Genomic DNA, 24312 nt, shown 5'->3' with positions numbered 1-24312 from the left:
GTTTTGGATTAATTTTATTAAATTTTATAACTTTTGTTGTTTGTAGAAAATTAAACTTGAGCCTTAGATTTAATTTATCTATAGAATCCGATTCTTTGGAAAATCGTAAAGAATATGGATTAATTGATTTTTATAATTTTAAAGGTGCATTGTATAAACTATGCTATGAATTTAAGTCTCATCAGTAATAATATTGATTCCCAGTTCTTTGAGTTGTTCATTAGAAATTTTAGAAGGAGAGTTGTCAAGAGGACTTGCCGCAAAAGAATTTTTGGGAAATAGTATTACATCTTTTATTGAAGTTGATTTTGTCATAAGCATTATTAGTCTATCAATACCAATTGCAATGCCACCATGATTAGGAGCTCCATATTCTAATGCTTTTAAAAAAAATCCGAATCTATCTTCTGATTTTTCTTTTTTAAATCCTATTATGTTAAAAATTCTTTGTTGAAGTTCTTTATTGTGTATTCTAATTGAACCTGAACCAAGTTCTACACCATTTAAAACAAGGTCATAAATTTCGCCTATGATTTTATTGGGATTTTTTTCTAAATTGGCAATATATTGCTTTTTGGGAAGCGAAAACATGTGGTGAGCTGGTGTATAGGTTTTTGTATTTTCGTCGTATTCAAATAGTGGGAAGTCATAGACCCATAGAAATTCAAATTTATTTTCATCTATTAGTTTAAGATCGCTTGCAATTTTTATTCTAATTTGACCCATTGCTTTGCAAGCAATTTCCCATTTATTATTAGCCGTAAAGAAAATTATGTCATTATTTTCTAGGGAATAGGTTTTTATTAGTTGCTGTTCTTCTGTTTTTAAAAATTTTGCGATTCCCCCGGAGAATTTATTGTTTTCAATTTTTGTAAAATAAAGCTCTTGTGATTTGTAAAGCTTTGCAATTTCTTCTAAATTATTTATTTTTGTTCTTGAAAATTTATCAGCTTTATCTTTTACTATTAAAATTTTAATTGAACCTTTATTTTTTAGAGTATCTTTGAATACATTAAATTCTGAATTTTTTAGATTGCGACTTATATCTTGTAATTCAAGTTCAAATCTAGTATCTGGTTTGTCACTCCCATATTTGTTCATTGCCTTTTTATATGTTATTTTTTTGAATTTTTTGGGTAATTTAATATTAATGCATTTTTTAAATATTGAAAAAAGCATATTTTCTATTAATTTAAAAATGTTTTCTTTTTTGATAAAGCTCATTTCAAGATCAAGCTGCGTGAACTCCGGTTGTCTATCTCCTCTTGAATCTTCATCTCTATAGCAACGGGCTATTTGAAAGTATTTATCAAATCCCGCGATCATTACAAGCTGTTTGTAAAGTTGAGGAGATTGAGGTAAGGCATAAAAAGATCCTTTATGAATTCTTGATGGAATTACAAAGTCTCTTGCACCTTCTGGCGTTGATTTTACAAAAGTTGGAGTTTCTAGTTCTAAAAATTTTCTTTTTACTAAAAAATTTCTAATAATATGAGTGGCTTGGCATCTTAAAATGATTTTATTTTTTAATGAATCTCTTCTTAGATCTAAGTATCTATATTCAAGTTTTGAGTTTTCACTTGCATTATTTTTATCTTCTATCATAAATGGCAATTCATTACACTTTGAGATAATTTCAATGTTTTTTGCCAATATTTCAAAATATCCTGTTTTCATATTTGCGTTTATCATGTCGAGAGGTCTTTTGACCAGTAATCCTTGAATTTTAATACAATATTCAAGTTTTATTTTTTCTGCGATCTTTAAAAGGTGTTCTTCAGTTACCAAAACTTGAGCTTTTTCATATCTGTCTCTTATATTTAGAAATGTAAATTTACCGTGATGTCTAATTTTTTTTACCCAAGCATTTATTTCAACTTTTTTATTTATTAATTTTTCATTCAATTCATTGCATTTAATAACTTTAAACATAATTTAGCTCACTATTATATTATAAATTTCTTTGTCTGTTTTTGCATTTAAAATTTCTTTTTTATACAGATCAACTTTGCCTACAACAGATGCTAAAATTCTAGGGTAACTAACATAATCTTTTGCTGGGCACAATATTAATATAAAAACATGGCTTAAATTCTTGTCAAGAGTATTAAAGTCAATCCCCTCATGGCTTATTCCTATTGCAATATGTATTTTTGAGATTAAATTTGTTTTTAAATGAGGAATAGCAAAACCTTCTTTTAGTGCCGTAGTGATTAATTTTTCTCTTTCCATTAAGTCTTGGAATATTCTTTCTTTATCGATTTCAATGTTTATTACGCTTAGAAGTTCTCTAAGTACATCAGCCTTATTGTTTGCTTTTAATTCTAGAATAATGTTTTCCTTTTTTATTCTTTTGTTTAGTTTAATATTACGAAGTATTTTATCATAATTTATTGAGTAATCTAATTTTTTTGCTCTTAAAGAGACCGTTTCTACTTCTTTGGTTATTTTTTCTAGGTTTAAGATTGTTTCTCTAAAGAAGTCTTGTATTATAATTAAGTGATTATTTGGACATTCGAATGTGATTTTACTACCTTCTCGCTTTATTGAGAAGGATATATTGTTTTTTCTAGCATTGATATATTGCGAAGAATCATTTTTAATTTGTTGTGTAAAAAATCCTTCTTTTCTTAATTCATTTTTCAAGTCCCATATAAGAATTTTGGCTAGATTATCATATTCAAATGATACGCATATTTGCGTATTTTGATCTATCGGTAGCTCTTTTTTAAGCCCGCTTTTGTTTATTTTAAATAAAAAGTTTATTATGGGCGTTGCAATTATTGTTGGCAAAAATACCATTATTATTATGATTCCAAATATTTTTTGACTAATAAATCCTGAAGATAATGCTACATTTGCCATAATAAGCGAAACTTCTCCTCTTGGAATCATTCCGGTTGCAATTTTCAAGGCTCCAAGTTTATTAAATCCCAAAAAGAGTGCTGGAATGAAGCAAAATGTACTTTTAGTAATTATTGCAATTGCGCTAATTGCTGCTCCTAAAATAAGAACCTCTTTTGATAGTATTTCATTAATATCTGACATAAGCCCAATTGATGTAAAAAAAATTGGGATGAAAAATCTTTCAAAAATTGTTAGTTTGTCTTGAATTACGTATACAATGTCTGTTTTTGACATAGCAAGTCCAAATACATAAGCTCCTACAACAAAAGACATTCCTAGATTTTGAAAAATACTTGCAATAGTAAATGCTAGAGAGAGTGTAATTACAGTTGCTAAAGTGACGCTGTTTAATTTTTTAAGCAGTCTTGAGAGGGTTTCTGATACATATATTAAAGAAAAAGTTAAGCATAACCAAATTATTATGTTCTGAATTATGGTTTTTATTGAGCTTGCTATATCAAGATCTGATATAGATCTTGATATAGTTATTACACTTGTAAGCATAAGCATTGAAAGCACATCATCAATAATTGAAGTTGAAATTATTGTTACTCCTTCTGAGGTGCTCATTTTTTTCTTTGCCGAGAGTATGCTAGCTGCAATTCCCGCTGATGTTGGGGTTCCAATTATTCCAATAAAAAGCGAAGTTGGACTTATCAGGGGAACATTGAATATTATGCTTGCCATTAGCACAAAACTTGTGAAGGTGCCAATAACCTCCGTTATTCCAATAATTCCTCCGCGTGGCAAAAATTTGATAAACAATTTTAAGTCAGTCTCAAGTCCTGCTGTGAAGAGCAATATTATTGAAGCTATGGTAGAGATTGCAAATATTTTTTCATCTATTAAATAATTTTCTCCAACTTGAGTTATCCCCAATGGAAATAATAAGGGTATTTGAATTTTTCCTAAGGAATTGGGACTTAGAATTATTCCTGCTGTTATTTGCCCTATTACCTTTGGAATCCCTATTTTAGCTACTAAATTTCCTAGTGAAATAGATGAGATTACAATGATTGCTAGACTCATTACAAAATATGACATTTTTGCCTCAATGTCATATTTTGTTGAGTATGAAAATAAAAGATTAGGTAAATGCAGTAATATTGTTATGTAAATTTTTTTTTTGTTCATTTTTCAATCTCTTTTGAAAAATTATATTTTAGCAAGTTTAACAAATTGTTAATTGTCTGTTTTTCGTTTTTTCCCATGACTGTTATTTTTACTTTTTCTTTGTATATTATTCCTAATATGATAATTTCGATTATAGACTTTGCGTTAGCTTTCCTGCCATCTTTTGTTATTATTTTTATATCGTAGGAAGAGTGTTTATTTGCGAATTCAGCAATGATGTTTGCTGATCTTGAATGTATTCCATCTTTATTTATTATCTCAATTTCTGCTTCTTGCATTTTTTACTTATCTTATTTGCTGTTTTTTTTCTCTTTTTCTTTAGTTGCTGTTTTGTAAAGTTTTTCTATTGTGCTATCAATAAGATTGAAAAGTATTTTTCCACTTTCTTTTATATGTATTATTTTCCCCCAATTAAAGTGAACATGTGCGTCGAATTCAAAAACCTCATGTTCTTTTTTGATTGTAATTTTTAAATTTTCTATGTGTTTTTTGATATAAGTATCAAATTTTTCTAGTTTTTTAAGAATGAAATTTTTTTCACTCTCATTTAAGTTATAGTTAACCGATTGAATTTCAGGTTCCATAATATTTTCTTCCTTTCTCAGATTTCAATTCATTTCTATACTTGTTTACTGTTCTTCTAGAAATAGAGATTCCTTTGGATTTCAGTATAGCAGAAATTGCTGCATCTGACATCTTTTTATTTACTTCTAACAATTTTTTTACTGTTATTTTAATGCTTAATTTTGAAAATTCATTTGTTTTTGCTCCACCAGCAGAGTTAAAGAGCTCTTTGATCAATATGGTGCCCCATTCGCATTTTAAATATTTGTTTTTTATTGCTCTTGATATTGTTGATTTTGATACATTAATCTTTTCTGACAAAATGCTCAAGTTCATTGGCCTTAAGCTTTTAAAACCTCTTCTTAGAAATTCTTTTTGCAATGTGTATATAGCTATTCCTATTTTTGCAAGTATTTCATCTCTATAGCACAAGGATTCGATTAGCCATTTTGCTTTTTTTTGTTTTTGAGGATTATCTGGGGTCCTTTTAAGTTCTTTTTTAAAAATGTTAACCTCTTTGATTTTAATTTCAAATTTGTTATTGTGGTTTATTATTAATATATCTGGATCAACGTAAAAATTTATGTCGTTTGGATCTTTAAATTCAAGCGTTGGATTTGGGTTAAGTTTTTGTCTGATAATTTCCAAAGCTTTGTTAAATTCTTTGCTTCTTATTTTAAGCTCTTCTTTTATCTTTTCTTGAGTTTTTTCAAAAAGTTCTGCTTTTTCTAGAATTTTAATAATATTGGTTTCTAGTTTTTGATGTTTTGCTTGTAAAATTAATGATTCTATTATATTGGGGACACAAATTCCAATTGGATCGAATTTTTGAATAAGTTCAATTATTTTTTTTACTTTTTCTTTTTCTTCCTTTTTAAAAAGATCGTAAGGGTTTATTATATGAAAACCTTTGTTATTTAGATTATTTATTAATATTTCACCTATTTTAAGTTCATCTTCATTTATTCTTTGGATTCTTAGTTGCAGTAAAAGGTGTTCTTTTAAAGAAGTATTTGTTTGCGTTTTTTCAAGAGCTATATCGTGTTGATTTTTTATCATAGTATCTTCTTTATAAAAGATTTTTTTAAACTTATATGTTTTCAATGTTTCAAAAAATATTTTATTTGCGTCTATTTCTAGGCATTCGTTATTTTCACTTTCTTCTAGTATAAGCTGTGTTAATTCATTTTTATTAAGACCCAGTATTTTTATTGTTTGTATTTGAATTGAGTTTAAATTTTGTGATAATTTTAATTTTTGTTTAATCATATTTATATTAGTGTATAAAAAAATCCGCTAAGTATAATTACTAATGCTGGGCTTATTTTGTTATAAAAAAATAAAATAAATAAATTAATTCCCACAATAGCCATGGTTCTTAAAAGCTCTGTGTTGTTGTTTGCTATTTTTAAATATGTATTTTCGAATAAAATGATTATTGTAATTATCCACAGTGCAACAATAATGGGCTTTAGATTTTCTAGACAATAATTTAAGAAGCCGATTTTATGCAGCATTGAGAGGATTATAATCATTATTATTATTGGAGCTGTTATTAATGCTATTGTAGCAATTATTGCTCCCAAAATTCCGGCAGTTTTCATTCCAACATATGTTGCTATGTTTGTGGCAATGGGTCCGGGGGTTATTCTTGATATTGTAATCATATTGACGAATTCTTCTTTTGTTATCCACTGTTTATTATTAATTAATTCATTGTTTATTATTGCTGCAATTCCATTGCCGCCCCCAAAATTTAATAATCCTATTTTTAAAAATGTAATGAATAAATTTATTAAAATCAACCGACTTCCTTTTTCTATTTAGTTAATATTTTATTTATTGTTATATATTTTAATGCGTATATTGAAAAGAAAATTAGTAGTATATATGATATTCTTATTTTTAGTTTAAAAATTGCAAAAATTACAAGAAAACATATTATCCACTTTATTATGGAATCATTCAACATTTTTTTTGAAAATTTTAAAACAACTGTTAGCATTATGATAATTGAAGAGATTTTTGCGCCTGCAAGAAATTTTTCAACATGTATGTTGCCCGGAATTAATTTTAGATAAAGGAAAACTATTATTATTGCAATTATGGAAGGTAGAATTCCGGCAACAACGAGTAAAAATGCGCAGGAGAAACCCCCAAATTTTCTTCCTACTAGGAACACAAAGTTAATTGCTGTAACTCCAGGAATGACGTTTGATGTTGCTAATATCTTGTTAAAATCGTCTTCTGATATTATTTTTCTTTTTTTAACAAGTATTTTTTTAAGCTCAGATATAATTATCAATCCTCCGCCAATTGTAAGCGTTGCTGTTTTAAAGACAAGTAAAAATAAGCCTAGAGCTTCATATATTTTTTTTTGTTTCTTTTTATGCATTTGCTTTGTCAAATTTAGTAAAAACTTTCGGCACACTAAATTTTATCACAAATATTATTGTAATGTACATTTTGTTATTGAACAATGGCGATTAAAACATGCGTTATTATTGTTTAAAACATTGTCCCGTTTGTTTTTACCTAAAGTTTTTTATTAAAAGGCTTTTTTGGTTTTTGTGCTATAATTCAATTGATTTATGTGAAGCTTAAAAGGAAAGTTTAGCTTGTTTAAGAAATTTTTTATGTTTCAATTTCAAGATTATATTAATCATATTTTTGAGAGCGTTCTAAGTTATGGCTTGAAAGTTTCGATTGCTGTAGTGTTATGGTATTTTTTAAAGCTAGTAGTTAAAAAAATGGGTAAAATTTTATTTAAGACTTTGGAAAAATCTAGATTAGATAATAAGGTAGAGGTTACAGTTTTTAACTTTTTAAAGTCCTTTTTTAAGATATTAACAGATTTTGTTATTATTTTAATAATATTGTCGTATCTTGGGGTGCCTACAGCATCTATTATTGCTGTATTTGGATCATTAGGACTTGCTATTGGACTTGCTGCTCAAGGCATTTTATCTAATTTTGTTAGCGGATTTATTGTCTTGAATTCTAAATTTTTTAAGTGCGGAGATCATATTAAATGTGGTGATGTTGAAGGTTTGGTTGAGAATGTTCAAATTTTTTTTACCACACTTAAAGCATTTAATGAAGAAATCATTAAAATTCCAAACAGCAAGCTTACATCTAATTTTGTTGTTAATTTTTCGGCAAATCCTAGAAGAAGAGTTGTGTTTTCTTTTCAAGTTCCCCATGATACTGATATTAATTTATTAAAATATAAAATAGAAGATTTAATGATTTTCAATAATAAGGAATTTAATGTTGAGATTTGTTCTCCCACTCTTGTTGTCAAAAAATACACCCCCTATTATATGGTTTTGCAGGCTCGATTTTTTGTTAATACAGAGGCTTTTTGGGATTTTCAATATTTTATTGGTGAGTCTCTTAAAAGTGTTTTATCGGATATGAAAATTAAGTTTCCAATTTGTTTTATACCCTTTGATAAGCTACATTAACGGTTTTTTTTTGCAATAATCTCTGAGTAATAATTTTCAATTTTTTTTGTAAAAAAATGACTTGAAAATTTAGTAGAGTATTTTTTTGCATTTTGTTTAAATGTTTTTAATATTTTGTCATCTTTTATTACTTTATCTACATAATGAGATAAGTTTTCATACTTTGTTATTAAGAATCCGTTTATCCCCTCTTTTATTACGTCCTTATATATATAATCATTTATTAAAATAGCAGGTATTCCTGCAGTTAATGCTTCTATTACTGTCATTGGATAAACTTCGCTTCTTGATAGACTAGCAAAGATATCGGCAATTTTATAGTAATAACATATTTCTTCCCACGCAATTGTTCCTATTAGCAATATTTGTTTTTCAAGTCCATGTTTGATACTAAAATTTTTTATTTCCTTTTCTTCGCTTCCTTTGCCAATAATTATAAGCTTATAATTATTGTTTTGTATTAAAAGGTCTTTTAAATGTATTACTAATAAATTTATGTTTTTTTCTTTATTTATTCTTCCAACAAATATGATTATTTTGTCTGTTTGCTTTATATTGTGCTTTTTCAAAATTTCATCTTTTTTTTCTTTGCTTAGATTTTTTATAAAAAGATTTCTATCAACCCCATTTGGAATTATTTTATAGTTAGAATTATTTGAAAGTTGAAAATATCTTTCTTTTGCTTTGCTTGATGGGTAAATAAAATGTTTTATTTTGCTGTAATGTTTTTGCATCATTTTATCGGGTTTGATAAAATATTTAAGAATTCCTAAGTAATGTAAATAATAATCCCACATTGTGTGGCTTGTATGAACTATTGGTATGTTTTGTTTTAACGCAATTTGTTTTCCAATTTTTCCCATAGAAAACTCAGAATGAGTATGGATTATGTCTGGTTTATAATTTTGTATTATTTTAGATATTTTCCTTTTGTTAGGAAAAGCTATTACGGCATCAAGTTTTTTACTTATTTGAATAGATGAGCACCTATAAACGTTTTTTTCGTTTAAGGATTTTTTTGATTTTGGGCAAAATATGTAAACTTCATAGCCATTTTTTTCAAATCCTTCTTTAATTTGTTTTATTGATGTTGCCACTCCATTTTTTTCTGGGATATATGTATCTGTAAATATTGCAACTTTCATATTCTCCTCCTAGATTAAGTATAATATATTTGGTACTTGGAGTATAATTTACTTTGATGCAAGTGGTTTATTTGTTGTTGGGCAGTGAACAAGGTTTAAAAGAAGCTTATTTAAAAGAGCTGTTAATCAAGATGAATGCTTTTAAGTCAAAAGTTTCAGTTACTAAAATTTTTTTGTCAGAACTCTCAGTTTCAGAATTTGCCGAGAAACTGCTTTCCAATTCTTTTTTTTCAGAAAAAGAAATTTTTATTGTTTATGAGGCGGAACTTTTAAAAGCAGGAAAAGATTTAGAGCTAGTATGTAATGCAATTCTAAAGGTTAGCAATAAAACCGTTGTTTTTGTTTCTAATAGTAATTCATGTAACATTGATTTTAAGAATAAGCTTAAATTTATAAAAAAAATTTTTTATGAAATTTCCGATGATGACAAATTTACATTTGTAAAAAGAAATTTTTTCAACCTCAATATTAGAATCACAGATTCCGCAATAAACTTAATGCTTTTAATGCTAAATTCAGATACAAAAATTTTGAAATTCTATATAGATTCTTTTGCTCTTTTCGCCAAGAATAATACTATTGATGAAGAAGATATAACTTCTTGGATTAGTTTTATTCGTTTTGAAAACACTTTTTCTTTATTTAATTCAATTTTAAAAAAAGACATGACTCATTCTTTGATAAAGGTTAAGTCTATTTTGGATCAGGGAGAAGATTTACTCAATATTTTAATGAGTCTTATTTGGCAATTTAAACGATTATTAAAAGTGCAAATAGATTATGATGCATGTGGAAGCCTGCAGAGTGCATTGAATAAAAATAAAATCTTTTTTTCATTAAATAAAATTTATAGAATAGGAGTTAAAAATTATTCAATTGCAGAAATAAAAATTGTTTTGAAAATTTTATATAAGTTTGATTTATACCTAAGGATTTATTCTAAAAATATTTATCAAAGTTTGGCATATTTTTTAATATTTTCAATCTTGAGGCTTGATAATAATTTTTTAGTGCATTGCTCTGTAGAACCAAAATTTAATTTTTAATGCATTAAGCCAAAATCAAGTTGGATTGTATTGTTTTGGTTTTTATCTTTTAGATCTAAATTTAGATTGGTGGGGTTGTTTTAATAAAGTTTCTTAATTATTTTAATTATATTAAAAATTTGTAAAGCAGTTTAGAGACATTTTATAAATATTTGAATATTTCAATTGTTGATGATCTGATAGCAAAAATTTTGCCAAATTAAATAAAATTAAAATAAGATCTTAAAAGATTAAAAATTTATAAAAAAGAGCATAAAAAAATGATAATTTAATAAGTAAGTTATTAGAAAGTTAGATGATTGTGATTATCCAGAAATTGTTTCTCTTGTTAGAGATTAAGCAAGAATCCTTTTGGAAGCTATAAAGTAGAGCTGTTTTTGAGAAATGTTTTGGATATACAAATTATAAACAAGCTTATTAATTTTAATGTTTTTTAGTTTTATCGTACGGAATTTTAAATAGGTATTTTAATTTTAAAAATATTGATAAATAATAATTCAGTTTACAATTTAAAATTTTGTAATTTTATTGTTAATTTGTGGATTATATAAAATTTTAATTGAATTTAAAGTTTATTTATCGAGATAATAATTTTTTATTAAGTTTTCTTTTATTGCAAATTCTTTTATTTTTTTTGCAAGTTGCATATTTACTTTAATTTTTTCTGAAATTTCATTTTCACTTAAAAGTAATACATCTTTATAGGTTCCAATTGATTTTAATATTTTTTGGGCTGTTTTTTCTCCAATTCCACGTATTTTTGTATACAATAGGGTTATTTTTTCCCTTCTTTTTTTGTTAAATTCGTTAGCTTTTCTATGTGCTTCATCTCTTACATTTTGCAATATCCTAAGAGCAGGATGTCCTTGGGGTAGATTTATTCCTTTTTTGTTTGTTGTTAGGAATATTGTTTCTTGTTTTTTTGCCAATGAACAGAGTTTAACTTTGTTTTCTATTTTTAAGCCTTTTAGGATAGAAGAAGCAGCATTTAATTGTCCTTTGCCTCCGTCAATTAAAATTAAATTTGGCAGTTCTAAGTTTTTATTGATTATTTCTGAATATCTTCTCAAAACCACTTCTTTTATTGCCTTAAAGTCATCAATTTCTCCTTTTAATAGTGAGTTTAGCTTGTAAAGTTTGTAGCTTTCTTTAAAGGGTGCTCCCATTTTAAAAGCAACCATAGAGGCTACTGTTTCTTGACCTTTAAGATGGGCTATGTCAAATCCTTCAATTATTTTGGGAAGTTTGTCCATTTCTAGTAAAATTTTTAAGCTTTCAAGTGCTTTATTATTTTTATTTTCATATTCTCTTAAAGATAATTCGGCATTAGATATGGCCATTTCCATTATTTTTAAAATTTCTTCTGTTTCTTTGTAAAGAATTTCTGTTTTTGTATTTTTAATTTCATTTATTAATTTTTCAACATTTTTGGTGTCTACATCTTTAATAAAAATATGAATTTTGTCGGGTACTATCATATTAATTGCTGTGTAGTATTGAACCAAAAATTGTAAAATCAGTTCATTTTTTTTACATATACTCTCATCAAAGTTTGCATCTCTTTCTACTAATTTCCCATTTCTGTATTTTAATACTATTATGGTATTTATATTTTCTCCCGGGTGAACGTGTACATAGTCTATGCTTAAAGTATTGGCTTTTGTGATGATTTGGATTTGATTAATTTCTATTAAAGAACTTTTAATTTCTTTCAATTTAATAGCAGTTTCAAAATCTTCTTTTTGTATGGCAAGTTTTAATTTTATGTCAATTTGGCTTAATGTTTCGGCTATATCTCCTTTTAGTATGGATTTTGCCTTATCTAGTTCTTTTTGATATTCTTTTTCAAGATTTTCCTTATAGCATACCCCAAGGCATTGTCCCATATGGTAATATAGACAAGGAACATTGGATTTTTTTTTACACTTTCTAATTTTAAATGTTTTGTTTATAAAATCTAATACTTGGTCTAGTTTTTTTACATTAGTAAATGGTCCAAAATATTCGCTTTGGTCATTAATTATTTTTCTGGTTTTGAAAATTCTTGGGTATTTTTCGTAAGTTATTCTTATCATGGGGTAGCCTTTCCCATCCTTTAGTTTTACATTGTAATCAGGCTTGTGAGTTTTGATTAGATTGGATTCTAGCAGTAACGCCTCGTATTCACTGTTTGTTGTAATAATTTCTATGGATTTTACATTTTTCATTAATATTTTGATTTTGTGGCTTTTTTTTTCTAAAAAGTAACTTTTTATTCTTAATCTTAGATTTTTTGCTTTTCCAATATAGAGTATTTTTTTATTTTCATTTAGCATTTTATAGCAACCACTTTTAGTGGGTAATTTTATTACTTTTTCGAATAGGCTTGTTAGATTCTCTTCCATAATATCAGGTAATTTTTAGGTTTTAAAAATCATCTTATGATATAATATTGTATCATAAGATGATTTGTTTTATGTTTTTAAGTATTTAAAAATATGAATAATAACAAATAAAAGGTCAAAAATGAGATTAATTTTAATGTTCTTGCTATTTTTTTTGTGCTTTTTCATTCTTTTATCTCAAGAATTGAAGTTAATACTTGATTCAAAAAAAAATTTTAAATTTATTCAAGATTCTAGCAATATTGCTTTTGAAAGAGATATGAGAGGTTTGCTTGGTATTTATTTGGATAGATATAAAGCTGTTTTAGATTTAAAAAATATTGATTTACGCTTAGAAATAGGAAGGGATAATAAATTAAAAGACACATCTTCAAATTATTTGGTTAGTGCAAAAAGCTTAAGAATTTCAAATGAATTTCGCAATGTTTCTAACGGCTCTTTAATTTTTTATTCAAATCAAAATCCCGTTAAGTTTAAGCCATTGACAAAAAAGGCTTTCTTTTTTTCAGGCAATGCCGTTTCTGATTTTACTATTAAGTTTTGGGTATATCGAACAACTTCTGTTACAGGAGAAGTTATTTTTAGTTGGGATGGCTATAAAAATATTAATAATTTGTGGGTAGATCAGTCGATTAGATTAGAAAGTGATGAGGGAAATTTTGTTTGGGTTTTAAACAATGTATTTTTAAAAGATAATAAAAGTCCTATCAAAATTAGAATGAAAAGTAATGATGATTTTATTCCAAAAAAATGGCATTTACATACTTTAAGATATAGACAAAGGGACGGCATACTTGAATATTTGATAGATTCTAAACCTCAGGCAATAGAATATGTAACGGATGATAAAAAGGAAGGACCAGGTTATTTGTTAAATATTGGCAATTTTATTGATTTTACCCTAGGGACTTATTTTACTGGTGCAGTTGAGAATTTGGAAATACATAAAAGCTTTGAAGAGGTTAGCAATGCTTTTTTTTCAAAAAATATGGGATATATTATTACAGAGCCTATTAAGCTTTCTAAATATTATTCTCAAGTATTGTCTTTTGATGTTGATTCTAATGTTCCTAAAGATACGGATATTGTTTATTATTATAGATTAGACAATAAGGTATTTTATGATACAGATAGTTATGGGAATATTAGGAAAAATTTAACTGGAGCTTGGATTCATTTTGATCCTAAAAAAGATTTTCCGGATTCAAAGATATCAAAATATATTCAAATAAAAGTTGAATTTTATCCCAGTGGAGATTCTGTAAGCAGTCCTTCTCTTTATAGTATGGCAATCACTTATGTTCCCGAGGCTGCTCCATTTCCTCCTGTGATAACGAAGGTTATTCCGGGTTCCAGAGAGATTTTTATTGAGTGGATTCCCGTTATTAATAGCAGTGTTGAAGGATATTATATTTATATTGGTGTTGCCTCTGGCAATTATCATGGAAAAACTGGTGGTATTTTAGCTTCTCCTATTGATGTTGGAAATCAAACTTCTTTTAAAATTACAGGGCTTGAAGATGGAAGACTTTATTATATTAGTATTGCTGCTTACAATTTAGATAAAAGTGTTAATAAAACTTCTTTTTCAAAGGAAATTTCTGTAAGGCCTATGGAGCTTTTTAAAAAATATGAATAACTTTAGTTTTGAAAAAGCTTTAAATTTTTATAAAAATGGTGATTTTAAAAATTCTCTTGACAATTTAGATGTTTTTGACGAAAGTTTTGATTCTCTTGCGCTTAAAGCACTTATTTATTTCAAAAAAAAGGATTATAAGGCTCTTTTATATGTGCTAAATACTTATCCTGTTGTTTTGAGAGAATACAATTTTTTAGTTAAGCTTATAGATTATGGTAAAGTTGAAGAAAATAAAGATGATTTAGGGCCTTTTGAAAATTATAATTTAGGTGTTTTTTATTTTAATTTAAGAGAATATGAACTTGCATTAAATTGTTTTTTAAAAGCTAAAGAGCAGAAATCCGATTTTATACAAGCTTTAAATAATAGTGCTGTTTTATTTGAAATGATGGGCAATAAGGAAGAAGCTTTGAAATTATTTTTTGAGGCTAAAGATTTGGATCAAAACAATTCTCTTGTTAAGCTTAATATTTGGATTTTAAAAAATAGAGAATCTCTTAAAACAGCAAGCTTTTTGAAAGTAGACGAAATTTTTTTTAATGCCAATCTTGCTCTTGTTGTTAATTATTTAATGTATTATTTTTATTCTATTGGAGAAATAAGCAGAGCAATTAAGCTTTCTGAAAAATTTTTAACCGATTCTCATTATTCTAAGTATATTTGGCACAATAGGGCAACTATTTTTCATAAAATGGGGAGTATGACTCAAGCTACAACATCTTATGTTAAGGCTATTTTGAATTTTTCAAATATTTATACAATTTATAATATGCATATTGCAACAATTGAGCTTTTAAAATTTTCTCCCAAAAAGTCTATTGAAAGAATGGCCAATGATTACTCTAGCTTAGATTTGATATATTTGTATGCAACTTTATTTTTTCTTAGAAATCGTGATCTTGAGGATGCCTATTTTTATATGAAAAAACTTTGTGAGCTTAATCCAGAGCCGTATTTAAAATTTTTAAAATTACTTGAGTCTAGTGAGGATATGTTAATCGAAAATCTGCTTGAAGAATTTGCAACATCTTTAAGGGCGAATTGGTATTTGGAGTATTTGTTTTTTATTGACAATTCTTTAAATTTAAGAGATCCTGTTTTTATTTTTGATCATAATATAAGAGTAAATACGTATATTTGGAGAATTAAGGATGAGTGTATTGAATTAAAATTTAGCAATAATGAGGAGAAAATGGTTCAAGAGATTTTGCATGAAGAATATATTTGTTCTGAAATTAACGTTTCTATTGGAGATTTTCAAAATTTAATAGAAGCTTATAAAGAGTTTAGAATAAATTACAAATATTTGTAATTTATTAGGTTGACAATAATAATCCCTCTAATATAATATGTATTAATATTGTAGGAGAGATGCCAGAGTGGCCGAATGGGGCTTCCTGCTAAGAAGTTGTCCTTTTAAAAAGGGGACCATGGGTTCGAATCCCATTCTCTCCGTAATTATTTAAATCTTGACAGTACTTGCTTTATTTATTAAAATTTGTTTTAGCTCTGGAGAGGTGGCAGAGTGGTTTAATGCTACGGTCTTGAAAACCGTTGTAGGTTTAAACCTACCGTGAGTTCGAATCTCACCCTCTCCGTAATTATTATATTTGATTTTGAGTTAAGGTTAATGGTGCAGAGCTTTATTGGGATGATGTCCATTTTCTGTGTTTTCATGTATAGGAAATTGAAATTCGATTTTATCGCATTCATTACAATCAATTAAGAATGGATTGTAATATATTATAATTTGGTTATTTTTAAAGTAATATTTGTATGTTGGAAAGATTTTTGTGAATTTTTTCTCTAATTCGCTTGGATTCTGTTTTTCTTTGACGCTAAGATATTTAATCTTATTTTTCATCTGTTCTTTTAATACATTTATTAGAGAGTCTAGCTGGTCTTTTGATATTATTTCTGAAATTTCTATTGTTTTGTTTCCTTTCAAGTTTAAAGAGTGATATTTTAAAAGAGAGCTTGAGGGTTTTTCTTTGAAGGATTCTTTATACAAAATAGATGTAATGCCGATATTTTCATTTTTAAATATTTCAAAGCTGGAAAAATAAAAATATTCATTTTTTGAATTTTCGTTTTTTGATATTTTATTTTCAATATCTTTTTTCCATTTGTTTATAAAATTTTCAAATTCAAAGTTTGCATTTTCCATAAAAGGAATTTTTGCATCTATGTAAAGAATATTATTGTTTTCTAATATTTCTTCTTCTTTGATATTTTTAGTTTTAATTACTAATTTGGAATTAACCCCATTTGATACTGATTTATAGCATGATAAAATAAATAATATTAAAATTAAAAGAAAGATGATTGTTTTAGTTTTCACAACTTCTCCATTTTCTGTTGAATATTTTTATTGTAATAAATAGTAATTTTTATTACAATAAAAACTAATTGTTTGTGTCCATAGCTCAGTTGGATAGAGCGTTAGATTGCGATTCTTAAGGTCGGAGGTTCAAGTCCTCTTGGACACGAAAAGTTTGTTAGTTGTTTGGAGAGATGGCCGAGTGGCTTAAGGCGCACGCTTGGAAAGCGTGTATATAATAAAATGTATCATGGGTTCGAATCCCATTCTCTCCGATACCTAGGACCCGTACTATTAAGTGTTGCCAAATCCCGTCAGGACTGGAAGGTAGCAGCGGTAAGCAATTTTTTTAATGAGTACGTAAGTCTTAGGTTTAGTTTTGATCTAAAATGTGATGCTTTGTTTTAGATTGAGATATGGGTTTATTTTTTTAAACTTTTAATCTTATTGTGTTTTTTGAAAAGCTTTTTTTGATATTTTTTATGTTTTATAAAATTTTTTGGCACTTCTTTTAAAGTAATAGTTCTGAGATATAAGTATATTGTATAGTATATATTTTTAGCATTTTGCTATTAAAGTATTGGGAGGTAAAAAGTTAATGGCGTCTTCAAGAGGTACTGCTCTTAAGAAACGCCCCAGAGATTTCAACTCTCTTGAAGGGCAAGATTTTGTTGTTGAGACTCTAAAACATTCTATAGAGAAAAATAAAATAGCAAATGCTTATATCTTTTCAGGGCCAAGGGGTGTTGGTAAGACCTCATCAGCTAGAGCTTTTGCTAGATGCTTAAATTGTAAAAATGGTCCTACAGTTATGCCTTGTGGTGAGTGTAGCAATTGTAAATCCATTGAAAATGACAGTAGTCTTGATGTTGTTGAAATTGATGGTGCTTCAAATACTTCAGTTCAGGATATTAGACAAATTAAAGAAGAGATAATGTTTCCTCCTGCAATTTCTAAATATAGAATATATATTATTGATGAGGTCCATATGCTTTCCAATTCCGCTTTTAATGCTCTTTTAAAGACAATTGAAGAGCCTCCAAATTATATTGTTTTTATCTTTGCCACTACGGAATCACATAGGCTTCCAGAGACAATAAAAAGTAGGTGTCAGCATTTTAGTTTTAAACTTTTATCCTTAGAAAAGATTTATAATATGCTTAAAAAGGTTTGTTTTGACGATCATATTAAATATGAAGATGAGGCTTTAAAATGGATTGCATATAAAAGTAGTGGTAGTGTAAGAGATGCTTATACTCTTTTTGATCAGATAGTTTCGTTTACCAATTCTGACATTAAATTAGATCAAATAAGGTCTAAAATGGGCTTAACCAATGATGAATTTTTAGAGAAGTTGTCAGTTAGCATTCTTGGTGAGGATGTGAAAGAGTTAATTAGTGTCCTCGATTCTGTTTTTTTGTCGGGAGTGTCTTATGAACAATTTTTGTTAGATTCAATCGAATTTTTTAGAGAAGCTTTATTTTTAAAGATAGGCATAGAAAATTTTGAGTTTATTGGAATTAAATCTGAGAATTTAAGAAAAAAATTATTTGAGTTTGATTTAAACTATCTTGAGAGAATTATTATTGTTTTGCTTGAAACTTATAGAGATTTACAGTTTTCGGTTAATCCAAGATATGAGCTTGAGATTAATTTTATTAAAATTTTAAGACTTAAAAATTACATTCCAAATCATGTTTTAATAAAGCAAATTCAAAATCTTGAAGACAATTTGATAGAAAATGTAGCTTTAGATTCAAGCAATTTTGATGTTTTAGCAAATAAAAAGAGTAAAGACGATTTGGCTTTTATTTTGGAAAAACCTAATTTAGAATGTGAATTTCTAGAAGCCAAATCTTTAGATAAAGAGACGACTAATTGTGATGAAAATTTGTCAACAAAAATTGATGAAAATCTTTTGAATTCCAATATTATTGAGGAGATTGATGAGATTTTTATTGAGGATGATGATTCAAATAAATCAAGTGATTCCATTGATATAAGAGATAAATTTATTTATATTGTCTCAAGATACATTCAAACTTTAGTTCATTCGGGAGAAGTTATTATTGATGACAATGTTCTTTATTATAAAGTATTTAGTGAATTTGAATATAATGAGATTCAAAATTATAAAGTTGAAATAAGGTCTGAATTTTATAAAGAATTTCCCAATTTAAGCATTGTGTTTCAAAAAAATTTCAAAAGCCTTGAAAAGGATTTTGAAAAATTAGAGACCGTAAAAAATATTTTTGGAGCAAGTGAGGTTTTGGAGAGATAAAAATATGGCAGTAAATCCGTTAGATTTTTTAAAAAACATGTCAAGTGTTAAGAGTAATATTGACAATATTAAAAAGGAGTTGTCTAAAATTACGGTTTGTGGTAAAGCAGGTAGCAATATTGTTGTTATTGAGATGGATGGCGAATTTAATATTAAAAAAGTTTCAATTAATAAGGAATTTTTTAATGATTTAGACAATAATGCTTTTGAGCAGATGGTTAAATCTGCTTTAAATGATGCTGTTTCCAAGGTTAAAGAAGAGATAAAGTTAAAAACCATGGGAGTTCTTCCTTTCGGAATGTAGTTGTTAATTTTGTAAAAATTATATTTTGATTTTTCAATATAATGTTAAACTTTTTATAATTTGCAGTATTCCGTATAAATTTAATTAATCAAATATAATTTTGGTATTAGGTAAATATTTTGATTTATTTAATTATTTTTTAAATAAATACCCCAGATTTTAGGAGGATTTTATGTCAATGTTATTGCAAAAAACTTTATGTATTATTAAGCCCGATGGTGTTAGGAGGGGTTTAATTGGCGATGTAGTTGCTAGATTTGAAAAGGTGGGTTTGAAAATTGTGGCTGCTAAAATGCTTGTTGTTGATGAAAATATGGCAAAAAAACATTATTTGTATGATGATATTGTCTTTAGGCATAGTGAGGCGGTTTGGGAGTCTTTAATTAAATTTATTTCAAATTCTCCTGTTTTTGCATTTGTTGTTGAAGGAATTGAGAGCGTTGAGGTTGTTAGGAAGCTTTGTGGCGCTACTGAGCCAAAATTAGCCATTCCTGGAACAATACGAGGAGATTTTTCTTATCATAGTTTTAGATATTCAAATGAAAAAGGTTTTTCAATTTATAATGTAATTCATGCATCTGCTAATGAAGTAGATGCAATTCGTGAAATACCAATTTGGTTTAAAGAGAATGAAATTTTAAACTATAAAAGAGATGATGAATGTGAGCATTATTATTGCTAATTTTTATAATCTATTTCTTTAAAAGGGTAAGCATTAAGTTGTCAATTTAACATTTAAATAAAATGAGAACAATTTTTGTATTTTTGTTTTAATTTTTATGCAAAAAAACTATTCTTAAGAGTGGTATTTTTATCTTGATTTTATTTTTTAGATTATAATTGATTATGTAAGTGGGTTTTGTTTGGCAAAGTTTTTAATGCTGTGTTGTTATGTTTAATAGATTGTCAATTGAGATAGAAAATTTCTAGTCTTGTGAAAAATGTTTATGAGAATGCTTAAGTTTTATTTATTATTTTTATTTTTTGCTTGTACTTTTGATTATGATGAATATTCTAATAGGTCTGATGAAGTTAAGAAGTTTCCCTCAATAGAAATATTGGGAATTAAGTATTATGATGTTGTATACAATAAAGAACAAACCGTTTTAGAGTCTTTAAATTTTAGTTATTTTAATGACTATAAAATTTATAAGGCAGAAAATGGAAGATTTTTATATTATTCGCTAGATAATGAAATTTCAGGGAAGTTTAATAGTTTGGAAGGTTCTTATATTACAAAAGATTTGGATATGAGAGATTCTGTAGAATTTAAAATAGAGGATAAAGATAATTATTATTTGCTTAATTCAAATAGGATTTTATGGAAGGATAAAGATAAGAAGTTGCAATCTCCCCCAAATGAGCTAGTATTAATTAGATTTAATGATAGCAAAATAAAAGGAAAAGGATTTTCTTATTTTTTAAAGAGCAATGTTTTTTATTTTGATTCTGGAGTTGAAGGAATCATGAATTGAGGGATTTGATTTTAATATGGATTTTTATTGCTTTTGTTAACAATATTCAGGCAACACAAGGAGAATCTGAGCCTAAATTTGAAGAAGGTAAGGAAAATGAAGAGAGAAGTGCTAATTTTACCTTTAAGTCAGATTTTGCACAAGGTATAGTGTCTTCTTTTTATAAAAAAATTGTTTTAAAGGGAAATTCAGAGGTTATTTCGTCAGATTTTAAACTTAGGGCAGATGAAATTGAAATTTATGGGGAAAATGGGACATATCTCGAAGCTCGAGGTAATGTTTTTTATGAAGATTATAAAAATAAGATGAATGTTAAGGCTCAGTTTTTATTTTTTAATAGAAAGTTGGATAATTTTTATCTTCAAAAAGAGGTTGAGCTTGAAGATTCAGAAAACGATATGCTTATTAAAGCAGAAAGAATTGAGGGCAGTAATAAAGCCAATATTTACATTATGCAATATTCTGTTAAAATATACAAGGATGATATTTTTGCGAGAGCTGAGAGCGGGACTTATAATAAAGAAGAAAAAGAAATGATTCTTGAAGGAGTTCCAGTAATTTATCAGAAAGATAACTATTATTCTGCTTCAAGAATAATTTTCAATACAAAAACTAATAGGTATAAACTTGAGGGAAGTGTTGAGGGAGAGTTTACTCAAGTTGAAAATGATGTTTCTTAAGAAAAAAAATAAAATAAAAGAGATTAAAGAAAGCCTTAATCTTAATTCCTTTAATAATGTTGTCTTAAGAGCAGATAACATTATTAAAAAGTACGGTGAAAAATTTGCTGTTAATGGTATTACGATTAACATTCATAAAGGTGAAGTTGTGGGGCTTCTTGGTCCAAATGGGGCTGGTAAAACAACGACATTTTATACAATTGTAGGCTTTATTAGGCCTAATGCAGGCAAAGTTTTAATAAATGACTATAACATTTCATCTCTTAATATGTATGAGCGTGCACGGATAGGAATTGTGTATCTTCCCCAAGATGCTTCAATTTTTAGGGAACTTACAGTTGAGGAGAATATTATGGTTGCTTTGGAGAGAAGAGAGGATTTATCTAAGACTGAGCGTAAGATAGAACTTGTTAATCTGCTTAAAGAATTTGAGATAAAAAGAATACAAAGCCAAAAAGCTTATACTCTTTCTGGCGGAGAGAGAAGGCGTGCAGAGATAGCAAGAGCTTTGGCCGTAAACCCCTATTTTTTGCTTTTAGACGAACCTTTTGCCGGTATAGATCCTATTGCGATCGGGGACATTAAGAATATAATAAAAATTTTAAAAGAAAGAAATATTGGAGTTCTTATTACCGATCATAACGTAAGAGATGCTTTTGATATAATTGATAGAGCTTATATTGTCTATCAAGGCCAGGTGCTTGATGAGGGTGATGTTGATTATATAATAAGTAGTGAAAAAGCCAAAAAGCTTTATTTGGGAGAAGAATTTAGATTATGAAAACAATAGATCATGAACTTTATTATGAGTTTAGAGTAGATGATGATGTTAGAATGATTTATACTAAAAAACCTTTTAATCTAAATTTAAGAGAACTTAGTAATGAGAATTTAAATTTTGTTCCTAAATCGAAGAAAATAAAATATTTAAAGCAATTACACACAGATATTATTTATAAAGTTGAAGATGATTTTATAAATTTTCAAGAAGGGGATGGTCTTATATCTGACTCTTTAGATGTAGCTCTTGTTACTTATTTTGCAGATTGTCTTCCGATATACTTTTATGATTCAGTGAAAAAATTTATAGGACTTGCTCACAGCGGGTATAAAGGAAGCTTTAAGATGATTATTTTAAAAATGTTATTTATGTTTGAAAAAATGGGTTCCTCTTTTGAGGATTTAAAAATTGTTTTTGGACCTTATAACAGATCTTGTTGTTATGAAGTTTCTGAAGTTTTCTTAAAAGAAGCAAGTAATAAATTTAGCAAAGGTTTATTAAATACTGCGGTTTTTATAAGAGATGGTAAAATATACTTTGATAACGCCAGTTTTAATTTAAATTTGCTTTCTAGTTTTAATTTAAATATTTATAATTCAAAACTTTGTACGTATTGTTTGAAAAATCTTTATTCTTATAGAAGATTAAGAGAAAACCAAAGTTATGCTTTAATTTGGAGAATTTAATTTGAACGTAAGAGATTTGTCCAATAAGCTTGATTCAATTTTTGATATAAAGAAGTATGAACATGTTGATAAAAATTTAAATGGCCTTCAAGTAGGGAATCTTAATACTAAGGTCAACAAAATTGCCTTTGCGGTTGATGCTAGTTATTCAACTTTAAAAGAAGCAAAAGGAAATGATTTTTTAATCACCCATCACGGTATTTTTTGGTCAAAAAAAGAGCGAATTATTTCCAATATATATGATAAAATTAAGTTTTTGATTGAAAATAATTTAGCTCTTTATTCGGTTCACTTACCTATGGATGCCCATTCTGTTTATTCACACAGCAAAGTTTTTTCAGATTTTTTAGATTTTAAAAATCCTTTTGCTTTTGCAAATTACGGAGGGTTTAATTTAGGAATTATTGCTGATTCTGATTTTAACTTTTCTGAAATTTTAGAAAAAATTAGAAAGGAAAATAAACATATTCTTTTTTCAAAAAAGTTTAAAGAACCGGTGAATAAGGTTGCTATTGTTAGCGGCTCTGGATATTCTTTTTTTGAAGAGGCTTTATATCATGGTATAGATTTGTTTATAACTGGAGATACTTCCCATCAGATATATTCTTTAGCAGAAGAATACGGTGTGAGCTTGATTTTTGCGGGCCATTATTTCACTGAAACTTTTGGTTTAATTAAATTAATGAAAGATTTAAAAATTCAAGAAGATTTAGAAGTTAAATTTATTCGTAGAGATACTAATTTATAAGGATTTTATATGAGCGCAAAAAGTAAACAATATTTCAATATTTTTGTATTTATTATTAGTTTAATTTTTTTTGATCAGCTTTCTAAATATTTGGTTGTAAAATATGTTAAATTGGGTTCAATATATTTTTCCTTTTTTGAGGATTTTTTTAGAATAATACATGTAAGAAACACGGGAATTTTATTCTCTATGGGCTCTAATATTCATTATAGTTTGAAAAAGATTTTTTTCCTCGCAATGCCTATTTTTATTTTAATATTTGTTCTTTCTCTTTCTTTGAAAGAGAAAGATTGTATTACCAGAATTTCACTTTTGTTGATTTTTTCAGGAGGAGTTGGAAATGTTATTGATAGGTTGTTTAGGCCTTCTGGAGTTGTAGATTTTTTAGATTTTAAATTTTATGGAATTTTTGGACTTGATAGATGGCCTACTTTTAATTTTGCGGATAGTTATGTTGTTGTGGGAATGATTTTATTTTTGGTTAATGATTTTTTTATAAAAAGAAAAACAATTAATACATGAAGATTTTGGGTTTTATTTTATGCATGCTAATGAACTTATTTTTAATGTTTTTGTTTTTCTTTTTGGAGTTTCTTTTAGTTGTTAAATTTAGCATTATCGAAAAGCCCAATTTGCAATTTATATTGATTTTCATAATGATTGTTGTTGCTGTTTTGGCGGGGCATTTTGTGTCAATTTTTATTGTAAGAAGTTTACTTGCTAAGTTTTTTAAATCAGATCAATAGAAAAG

General features: G+C 27.1%; 24 protein-coding genes, 4 tRNA genes and 1 other RNA gene. 19 read left to right on the top strand and 10 right to left on the bottom strand.

The window, feature by feature from the left end; translation table 11 throughout:
* Positions 1-171: 171 nt before the first annotated feature.
* The 7 genes from aspS to QIA41_RS02020 are packed head-to-tail and all read right to left on the bottom strand — an operon-like array spanning position 172 to position 7012.
* On the bottom strand, positions 172-1932 hold the full coding sequence (gene aspS, locus QIA41_RS02050; protein ID WP_320292387.1) for an aspartate--tRNA ligase: 1761 nt from the start codon (positions 1930-1932) through the stop codon (positions 172-174).
* A 3-nt stretch (positions 1933-1935) separates the two neighbouring features.
* A complete protein-coding gene (locus QIA41_RS02045) occupies positions 1936-4041 on the bottom strand; it encodes a cation:proton antiporter domain-containing protein (RefSeq protein ID WP_320292386.1) in 2106 nt (701 codons plus the stop codon).
* Positions 4038-4319 (bottom strand): HPr family phosphocarrier protein, encoded by a 282-nt coding sequence (locus tag QIA41_RS02040; protein ID WP_320292385.1) that lies wholly within the window; start codon positions 4317-4319, stop codon positions 4038-4040. The genes QIA41_RS02045 and QIA41_RS02040 overlap by 4 nt, the downstream gene beginning before the upstream one ends.
* Before the next feature lie 12 nt (positions 4320-4331).
* On the bottom strand, positions 4332-4625 hold the full coding sequence (locus QIA41_RS02035; protein WP_320292384.1) for an HPF/RaiA family ribosome-associated protein: 294 nt from the start codon (positions 4623-4625) through the stop codon (positions 4332-4334).
* Complete coding sequence (gene rpoN / locus QIA41_RS02030) at positions 4615-5874, bottom strand: RNA polymerase factor sigma-54 (protein WP_320292383.1); 1260 nt, start codon at positions 5872-5874, stop codon at positions 4615-4617. Before rpoN ends, QIA41_RS02035 begins: the two co-directional genes overlap by 11 nt.
* Positions 5875-5876: 2 nt before the next feature.
* Positions 5877-6410, bottom strand: a complete 534-nt coding sequence (locus QIA41_RS02025; RefSeq protein ID WP_320292382.1) for a chromate transporter — start codon at positions 6408-6410, stop codon at positions 5877-5879.
* A gap of 14 nt (positions 6411-6424) precedes the next feature.
* The gene (locus QIA41_RS02020) at positions 6425-7012 is read right to left on the bottom strand and encodes a chromate transporter (RefSeq protein ID WP_320292381.1); all 588 of its coding nucleotides are present in this window, start codon (positions 7010-7012) and stop codon (positions 6425-6427) included.
* A 211-nt stretch (positions 7013-7223) separates the two neighbouring features.
* On the opposite strand from QIA41_RS02020, the gene QIA41_RS02015 reads away from it, so the two are divergent.
* Positions 7224-8072, top strand: a complete 849-nt coding sequence (locus tag QIA41_RS02015) for a mechanosensitive ion channel family protein (protein ID WP_320292380.1) — start codon at positions 7224-7226, stop codon at positions 8070-8072.
* Here QIA41_RS02015 and QIA41_RS02010 read toward each other — a convergent pair.
* Positions 8069-9217, bottom strand: a complete 1149-nt coding sequence (locus QIA41_RS02010; RefSeq protein ID WP_320292379.1) for a glycosyltransferase family 4 protein — start codon at positions 9215-9217, stop codon at positions 8069-8071. The two genes, QIA41_RS02015 and QIA41_RS02010, sit on opposite strands and share 4 nt — an antisense overlap.
* A gap of 56 nt (positions 9218-9273) precedes the next feature.
* Here QIA41_RS02010 and holA point away from each other — a divergent pair, with 56 nt between their 5' ends.
* Positions 9274-10263 carry a DNA polymerase III subunit delta gene (gene holA / locus QIA41_RS02005; RefSeq protein WP_320292378.1) on the top strand — a complete coding sequence of 330 codons (990 nt, stop codon included), beginning with the start codon at positions 9274-9276 and terminating at the stop codon, positions 10261-10263.
* A gap of 572 nt (positions 10264-10835) precedes the next feature.
* Here the strand turns inward: holA and uvrC are convergent.
* Positions 10836-12647: an excinuclease ABC subunit UvrC gene (gene uvrC / locus QIA41_RS02000; protein ID WP_320292377.1), complete on the bottom strand. Its 1812-nt coding sequence runs from the start codon at positions 12645-12647 to the stop codon at positions 10836-10838.
* Between the two features lie 121 nt (positions 12648-12768).
* On the opposite strand from uvrC, the gene QIA41_RS01995 reads away from it, so the two are divergent.
* The 4 genes from QIA41_RS01995 to QIA41_RS01980 all read left to right on the top strand — a co-directional run bounded on the left by QIA41_RS01995 (position 12769) and on the right by QIA41_RS01980 (position 15884).
* Positions 12769-14286, top strand: coding sequence for a fibronectin type III domain-containing protein (locus tag QIA41_RS01995; RefSeq protein ID WP_320292376.1), 1518 nt, complete (start codon positions 12769-12771; stop codon positions 14284-14286).
* Complete coding sequence (locus tag QIA41_RS01990; protein WP_320292375.1) at positions 14279-15598, top strand: tetratricopeptide repeat protein; 1320 nt, start codon at positions 14279-14281, stop codon at positions 15596-15598. Before QIA41_RS01995 ends, QIA41_RS01990 begins: the two co-directional genes overlap by 8 nt.
* A 53-nt stretch (positions 15599-15651) precedes the next feature.
* Positions 15652-15741, top strand: a tRNA-Ser gene (locus QIA41_RS01985).
* Between the two features lie 56 nt (positions 15742-15797).
* Positions 15798-15884 (top strand) — tRNA-Ser (locus QIA41_RS01980).
* A 29-nt stretch (positions 15885-15913) separates the two neighbouring features.
* Here the strand turns inward: QIA41_RS01980 and QIA41_RS01975 are convergent.
* Complete coding sequence (locus QIA41_RS01975) at positions 15914-16627, bottom strand: hypothetical protein (RefSeq protein WP_320292374.1); 714 nt, start codon at positions 16625-16627, stop codon at positions 15914-15916.
* A gap of 74 nt (positions 16628-16701) precedes the next feature.
* On the opposite strand from QIA41_RS01975, the gene QIA41_RS01970 reads away from it, so the two are divergent.
* From QIA41_RS01970 to QIA41_RS01910, 13 genes are all read left to right on the top strand, one after another.
* Positions 16702-16775 (top strand) — tRNA-Arg (locus QIA41_RS01970).
* Between the two features lie 19 nt (positions 16776-16794).
* A tRNA-Ser gene (locus QIA41_RS01965) sits at positions 16795-16881 on the top strand.
* Between the two features lie 3 nt (positions 16882-16884).
* Positions 16885-16981, top strand: an RNA gene (ffs, locus tag QIA41_RS01960) — signal recognition particle sRNA small type.
* A 223-nt stretch (positions 16982-17204) separates the two neighbouring features.
* Positions 17205-18887 carry a DNA polymerase III subunit gamma/tau gene (gene dnaX / locus QIA41_RS01955; RefSeq protein ID WP_320292373.1) on the top strand — a complete coding sequence of 561 codons (1683 nt, stop codon included), beginning with the start codon at positions 17205-17207 and terminating at the stop codon, positions 18885-18887.
* A 4-nt stretch (positions 18888-18891) separates the two neighbouring features.
* Positions 18892-19191 carry a YbaB/EbfC family nucleoid-associated protein gene (locus QIA41_RS01950; RefSeq protein ID WP_320292372.1) on the top strand — a complete coding sequence of 100 codons (300 nt, stop codon included), beginning with the start codon at positions 18892-18894 and terminating at the stop codon, positions 19189-19191.
* A 172-nt stretch (positions 19192-19363) separates the two neighbouring features.
* Entirely contained in the window at positions 19364-19873 is a 510-nt protein-coding gene (locus QIA41_RS01945) for a nucleoside-diphosphate kinase (RefSeq protein ID WP_320292371.1), read from the top strand.
* Between the two features lie 265 nt (positions 19874-20138).
* Positions 20139-20666 carry a hypothetical protein gene (locus QIA41_RS01940; RefSeq protein WP_320292370.1) on the top strand — a complete coding sequence of 176 codons (528 nt, stop codon included), beginning with the start codon at positions 20139-20141 and terminating at the stop codon, positions 20664-20666.
* Entirely contained in the window at positions 20663-21346 is a 684-nt protein-coding gene (locus QIA41_RS01935) for an LptA/OstA family protein (RefSeq protein WP_320292369.1), read from the top strand. The genes QIA41_RS01940 and QIA41_RS01935 overlap by 4 nt, the downstream gene beginning before the upstream one ends.
* Positions 21336-22127 (top strand): LPS export ABC transporter ATP-binding protein, encoded by a 792-nt coding sequence (lptB, locus tag QIA41_RS01930; protein ID WP_320292793.1) that lies wholly within the window; start codon positions 21336-21338, stop codon positions 22125-22127. The genes QIA41_RS01935 and lptB overlap by 11 nt, the downstream gene beginning before the upstream one ends.
* The gene (pgeF, locus tag QIA41_RS01925; RefSeq protein WP_320292368.1) at positions 22124-22813 is read left to right on the top strand and encodes a peptidoglycan editing factor PgeF; all 690 of its coding nucleotides are present in this window, start codon (positions 22124-22126) and stop codon (positions 22811-22813) included. Before lptB ends, pgeF begins: the two co-directional genes overlap by 4 nt.
* A gap of 1 nt (position 22814) precedes the next feature.
* The gene (locus QIA41_RS01920; protein ID WP_320292367.1) at positions 22815-23561 is read left to right on the top strand and encodes a Nif3-like dinuclear metal center hexameric protein; all 747 of its coding nucleotides are present in this window, start codon (positions 22815-22817) and stop codon (positions 23559-23561) included.
* Positions 23562-23570: 9 nt separating this feature from the next.
* Positions 23571-24083: a signal peptidase II gene (gene lspA / locus QIA41_RS01915; protein WP_320292366.1), complete on the top strand. Its 513-nt coding sequence runs from the start codon at positions 23571-23573 to the stop codon at positions 24081-24083.
* A 44-nt stretch (positions 24084-24127) separates the two neighbouring features.
* Positions 24128-24307: a hypothetical protein gene (locus tag QIA41_RS01910; protein ID WP_320292792.1), complete on the top strand. Its 180-nt coding sequence runs from the start codon at positions 24128-24130 to the stop codon at positions 24305-24307.
* The last annotated feature ends 5 nt before the right edge of the window (positions 24308-24312 follow it).

The sequence above is a fragment of the Borreliella sinica genome (genome assembly GCF_033969665.2).
In the GTDB taxonomy this organism is placed as follows: Bacteria; Spirochaetota; Spirochaetia; order Borreliales; family Borreliaceae; genus Borreliella; species Borreliella sinica.
Note: the sequence above shows the minus strand (reverse complement) of the source record. Positions and strands in the feature narration are given on the sequence as shown.

Coding starts and splice junctions, on each gene's coding strand:
- aspS (WP_320292387.1), bottom strand. CDS start 1,932: ATGTTTAAAGTTATTAAATGCAATGAATTGAATGAAAAATTAATAAAT.
- QIA41_RS02045 (WP_320292386.1), bottom strand. CDS start 4,041: ATGAACAAAAAAAAAATTTACATAACAATATTACTGCATTTACCTAAT.
- QIA41_RS02040 (WP_320292385.1), bottom strand. CDS start 4,319: ATGCAAGAAGCAGAAATTGAGATAATAAATAAAGATGGAATACATTCA.
- QIA41_RS02035 (WP_320292384.1), bottom strand. CDS start 4,625: ATGGAACCTGAAATTCAATCGGTTAACTATAACTTAAATGAGAGTGAA.
- rpoN (WP_320292383.1), bottom strand. CDS start 5,874: ATGATTAAACAAAAATTAAAATTATCACAAAATTTAAACTCAATTCAA.
- QIA41_RS02010 (WP_320292379.1), bottom strand. CDS start 9,217: ATGAAAGTTGCAATATTTACAGATACATATATCCCAGAAAAAAATGGA.
- holA (WP_320292378.1), top strand. CDS start 9,274: ATGCAAGTGGTTTATTTGTTGTTGGGCAGTGAACAAGGTTTAAAAGAA.
- uvrC (WP_320292377.1), bottom strand. CDS start 12,647: ATGGAAGAGAATCTAACAAGCCTATTCGAAAAAGTAATAAAATTACCC.
- QIA41_RS01995 (WP_320292376.1), top strand. CDS start 12,769: ATGAGATTAATTTTAATGTTCTTGCTATTTTTTTTGTGCTTTTTCATT.
- QIA41_RS01990 (WP_320292375.1), top strand. CDS start 14,279: ATGAATAACTTTAGTTTTGAAAAAGCTTTAAATTTTTATAAAAATGGT.
- dnaX (WP_320292373.1), top strand. CDS start 17,205: ATGGCGTCTTCAAGAGGTACTGCTCTTAAGAAACGCCCCAGAGATTTC.
- QIA41_RS01950 (WP_320292372.1), top strand. CDS start 18,892: ATGGCAGTAAATCCGTTAGATTTTTTAAAAAACATGTCAAGTGTTAAG.
- QIA41_RS01945 (WP_320292371.1), top strand. CDS start 19,364: ATGTCAATGTTATTGCAAAAAACTTTATGTATTATTAAGCCCGATGGT.
- QIA41_RS01940 (WP_320292370.1), top strand. CDS start 20,139: ATGAGAATGCTTAAGTTTTATTTATTATTTTTATTTTTTGCTTGTACT.
- lptB (WP_320292793.1), top strand. CDS start 21,336: ATGTTTCTTAAGAAAAAAAATAAAATAAAAGAGATTAAAGAAAGCCTT.
- pgeF (WP_320292368.1), top strand. CDS start 22,124: ATGAAAACAATAGATCATGAACTTTATTATGAGTTTAGAGTAGATGAT.
- lspA (WP_320292366.1), top strand. CDS start 23,571: ATGAGCGCAAAAAGTAAACAATATTTCAATATTTTTGTATTTATTATT.
- QIA41_RS01910 (WP_320292792.1), top strand. CDS start 24,128: ATGTTTTTGTTTTTCTTTTTGGAGTTTCTTTTAGTTGTTAAATTTAGC.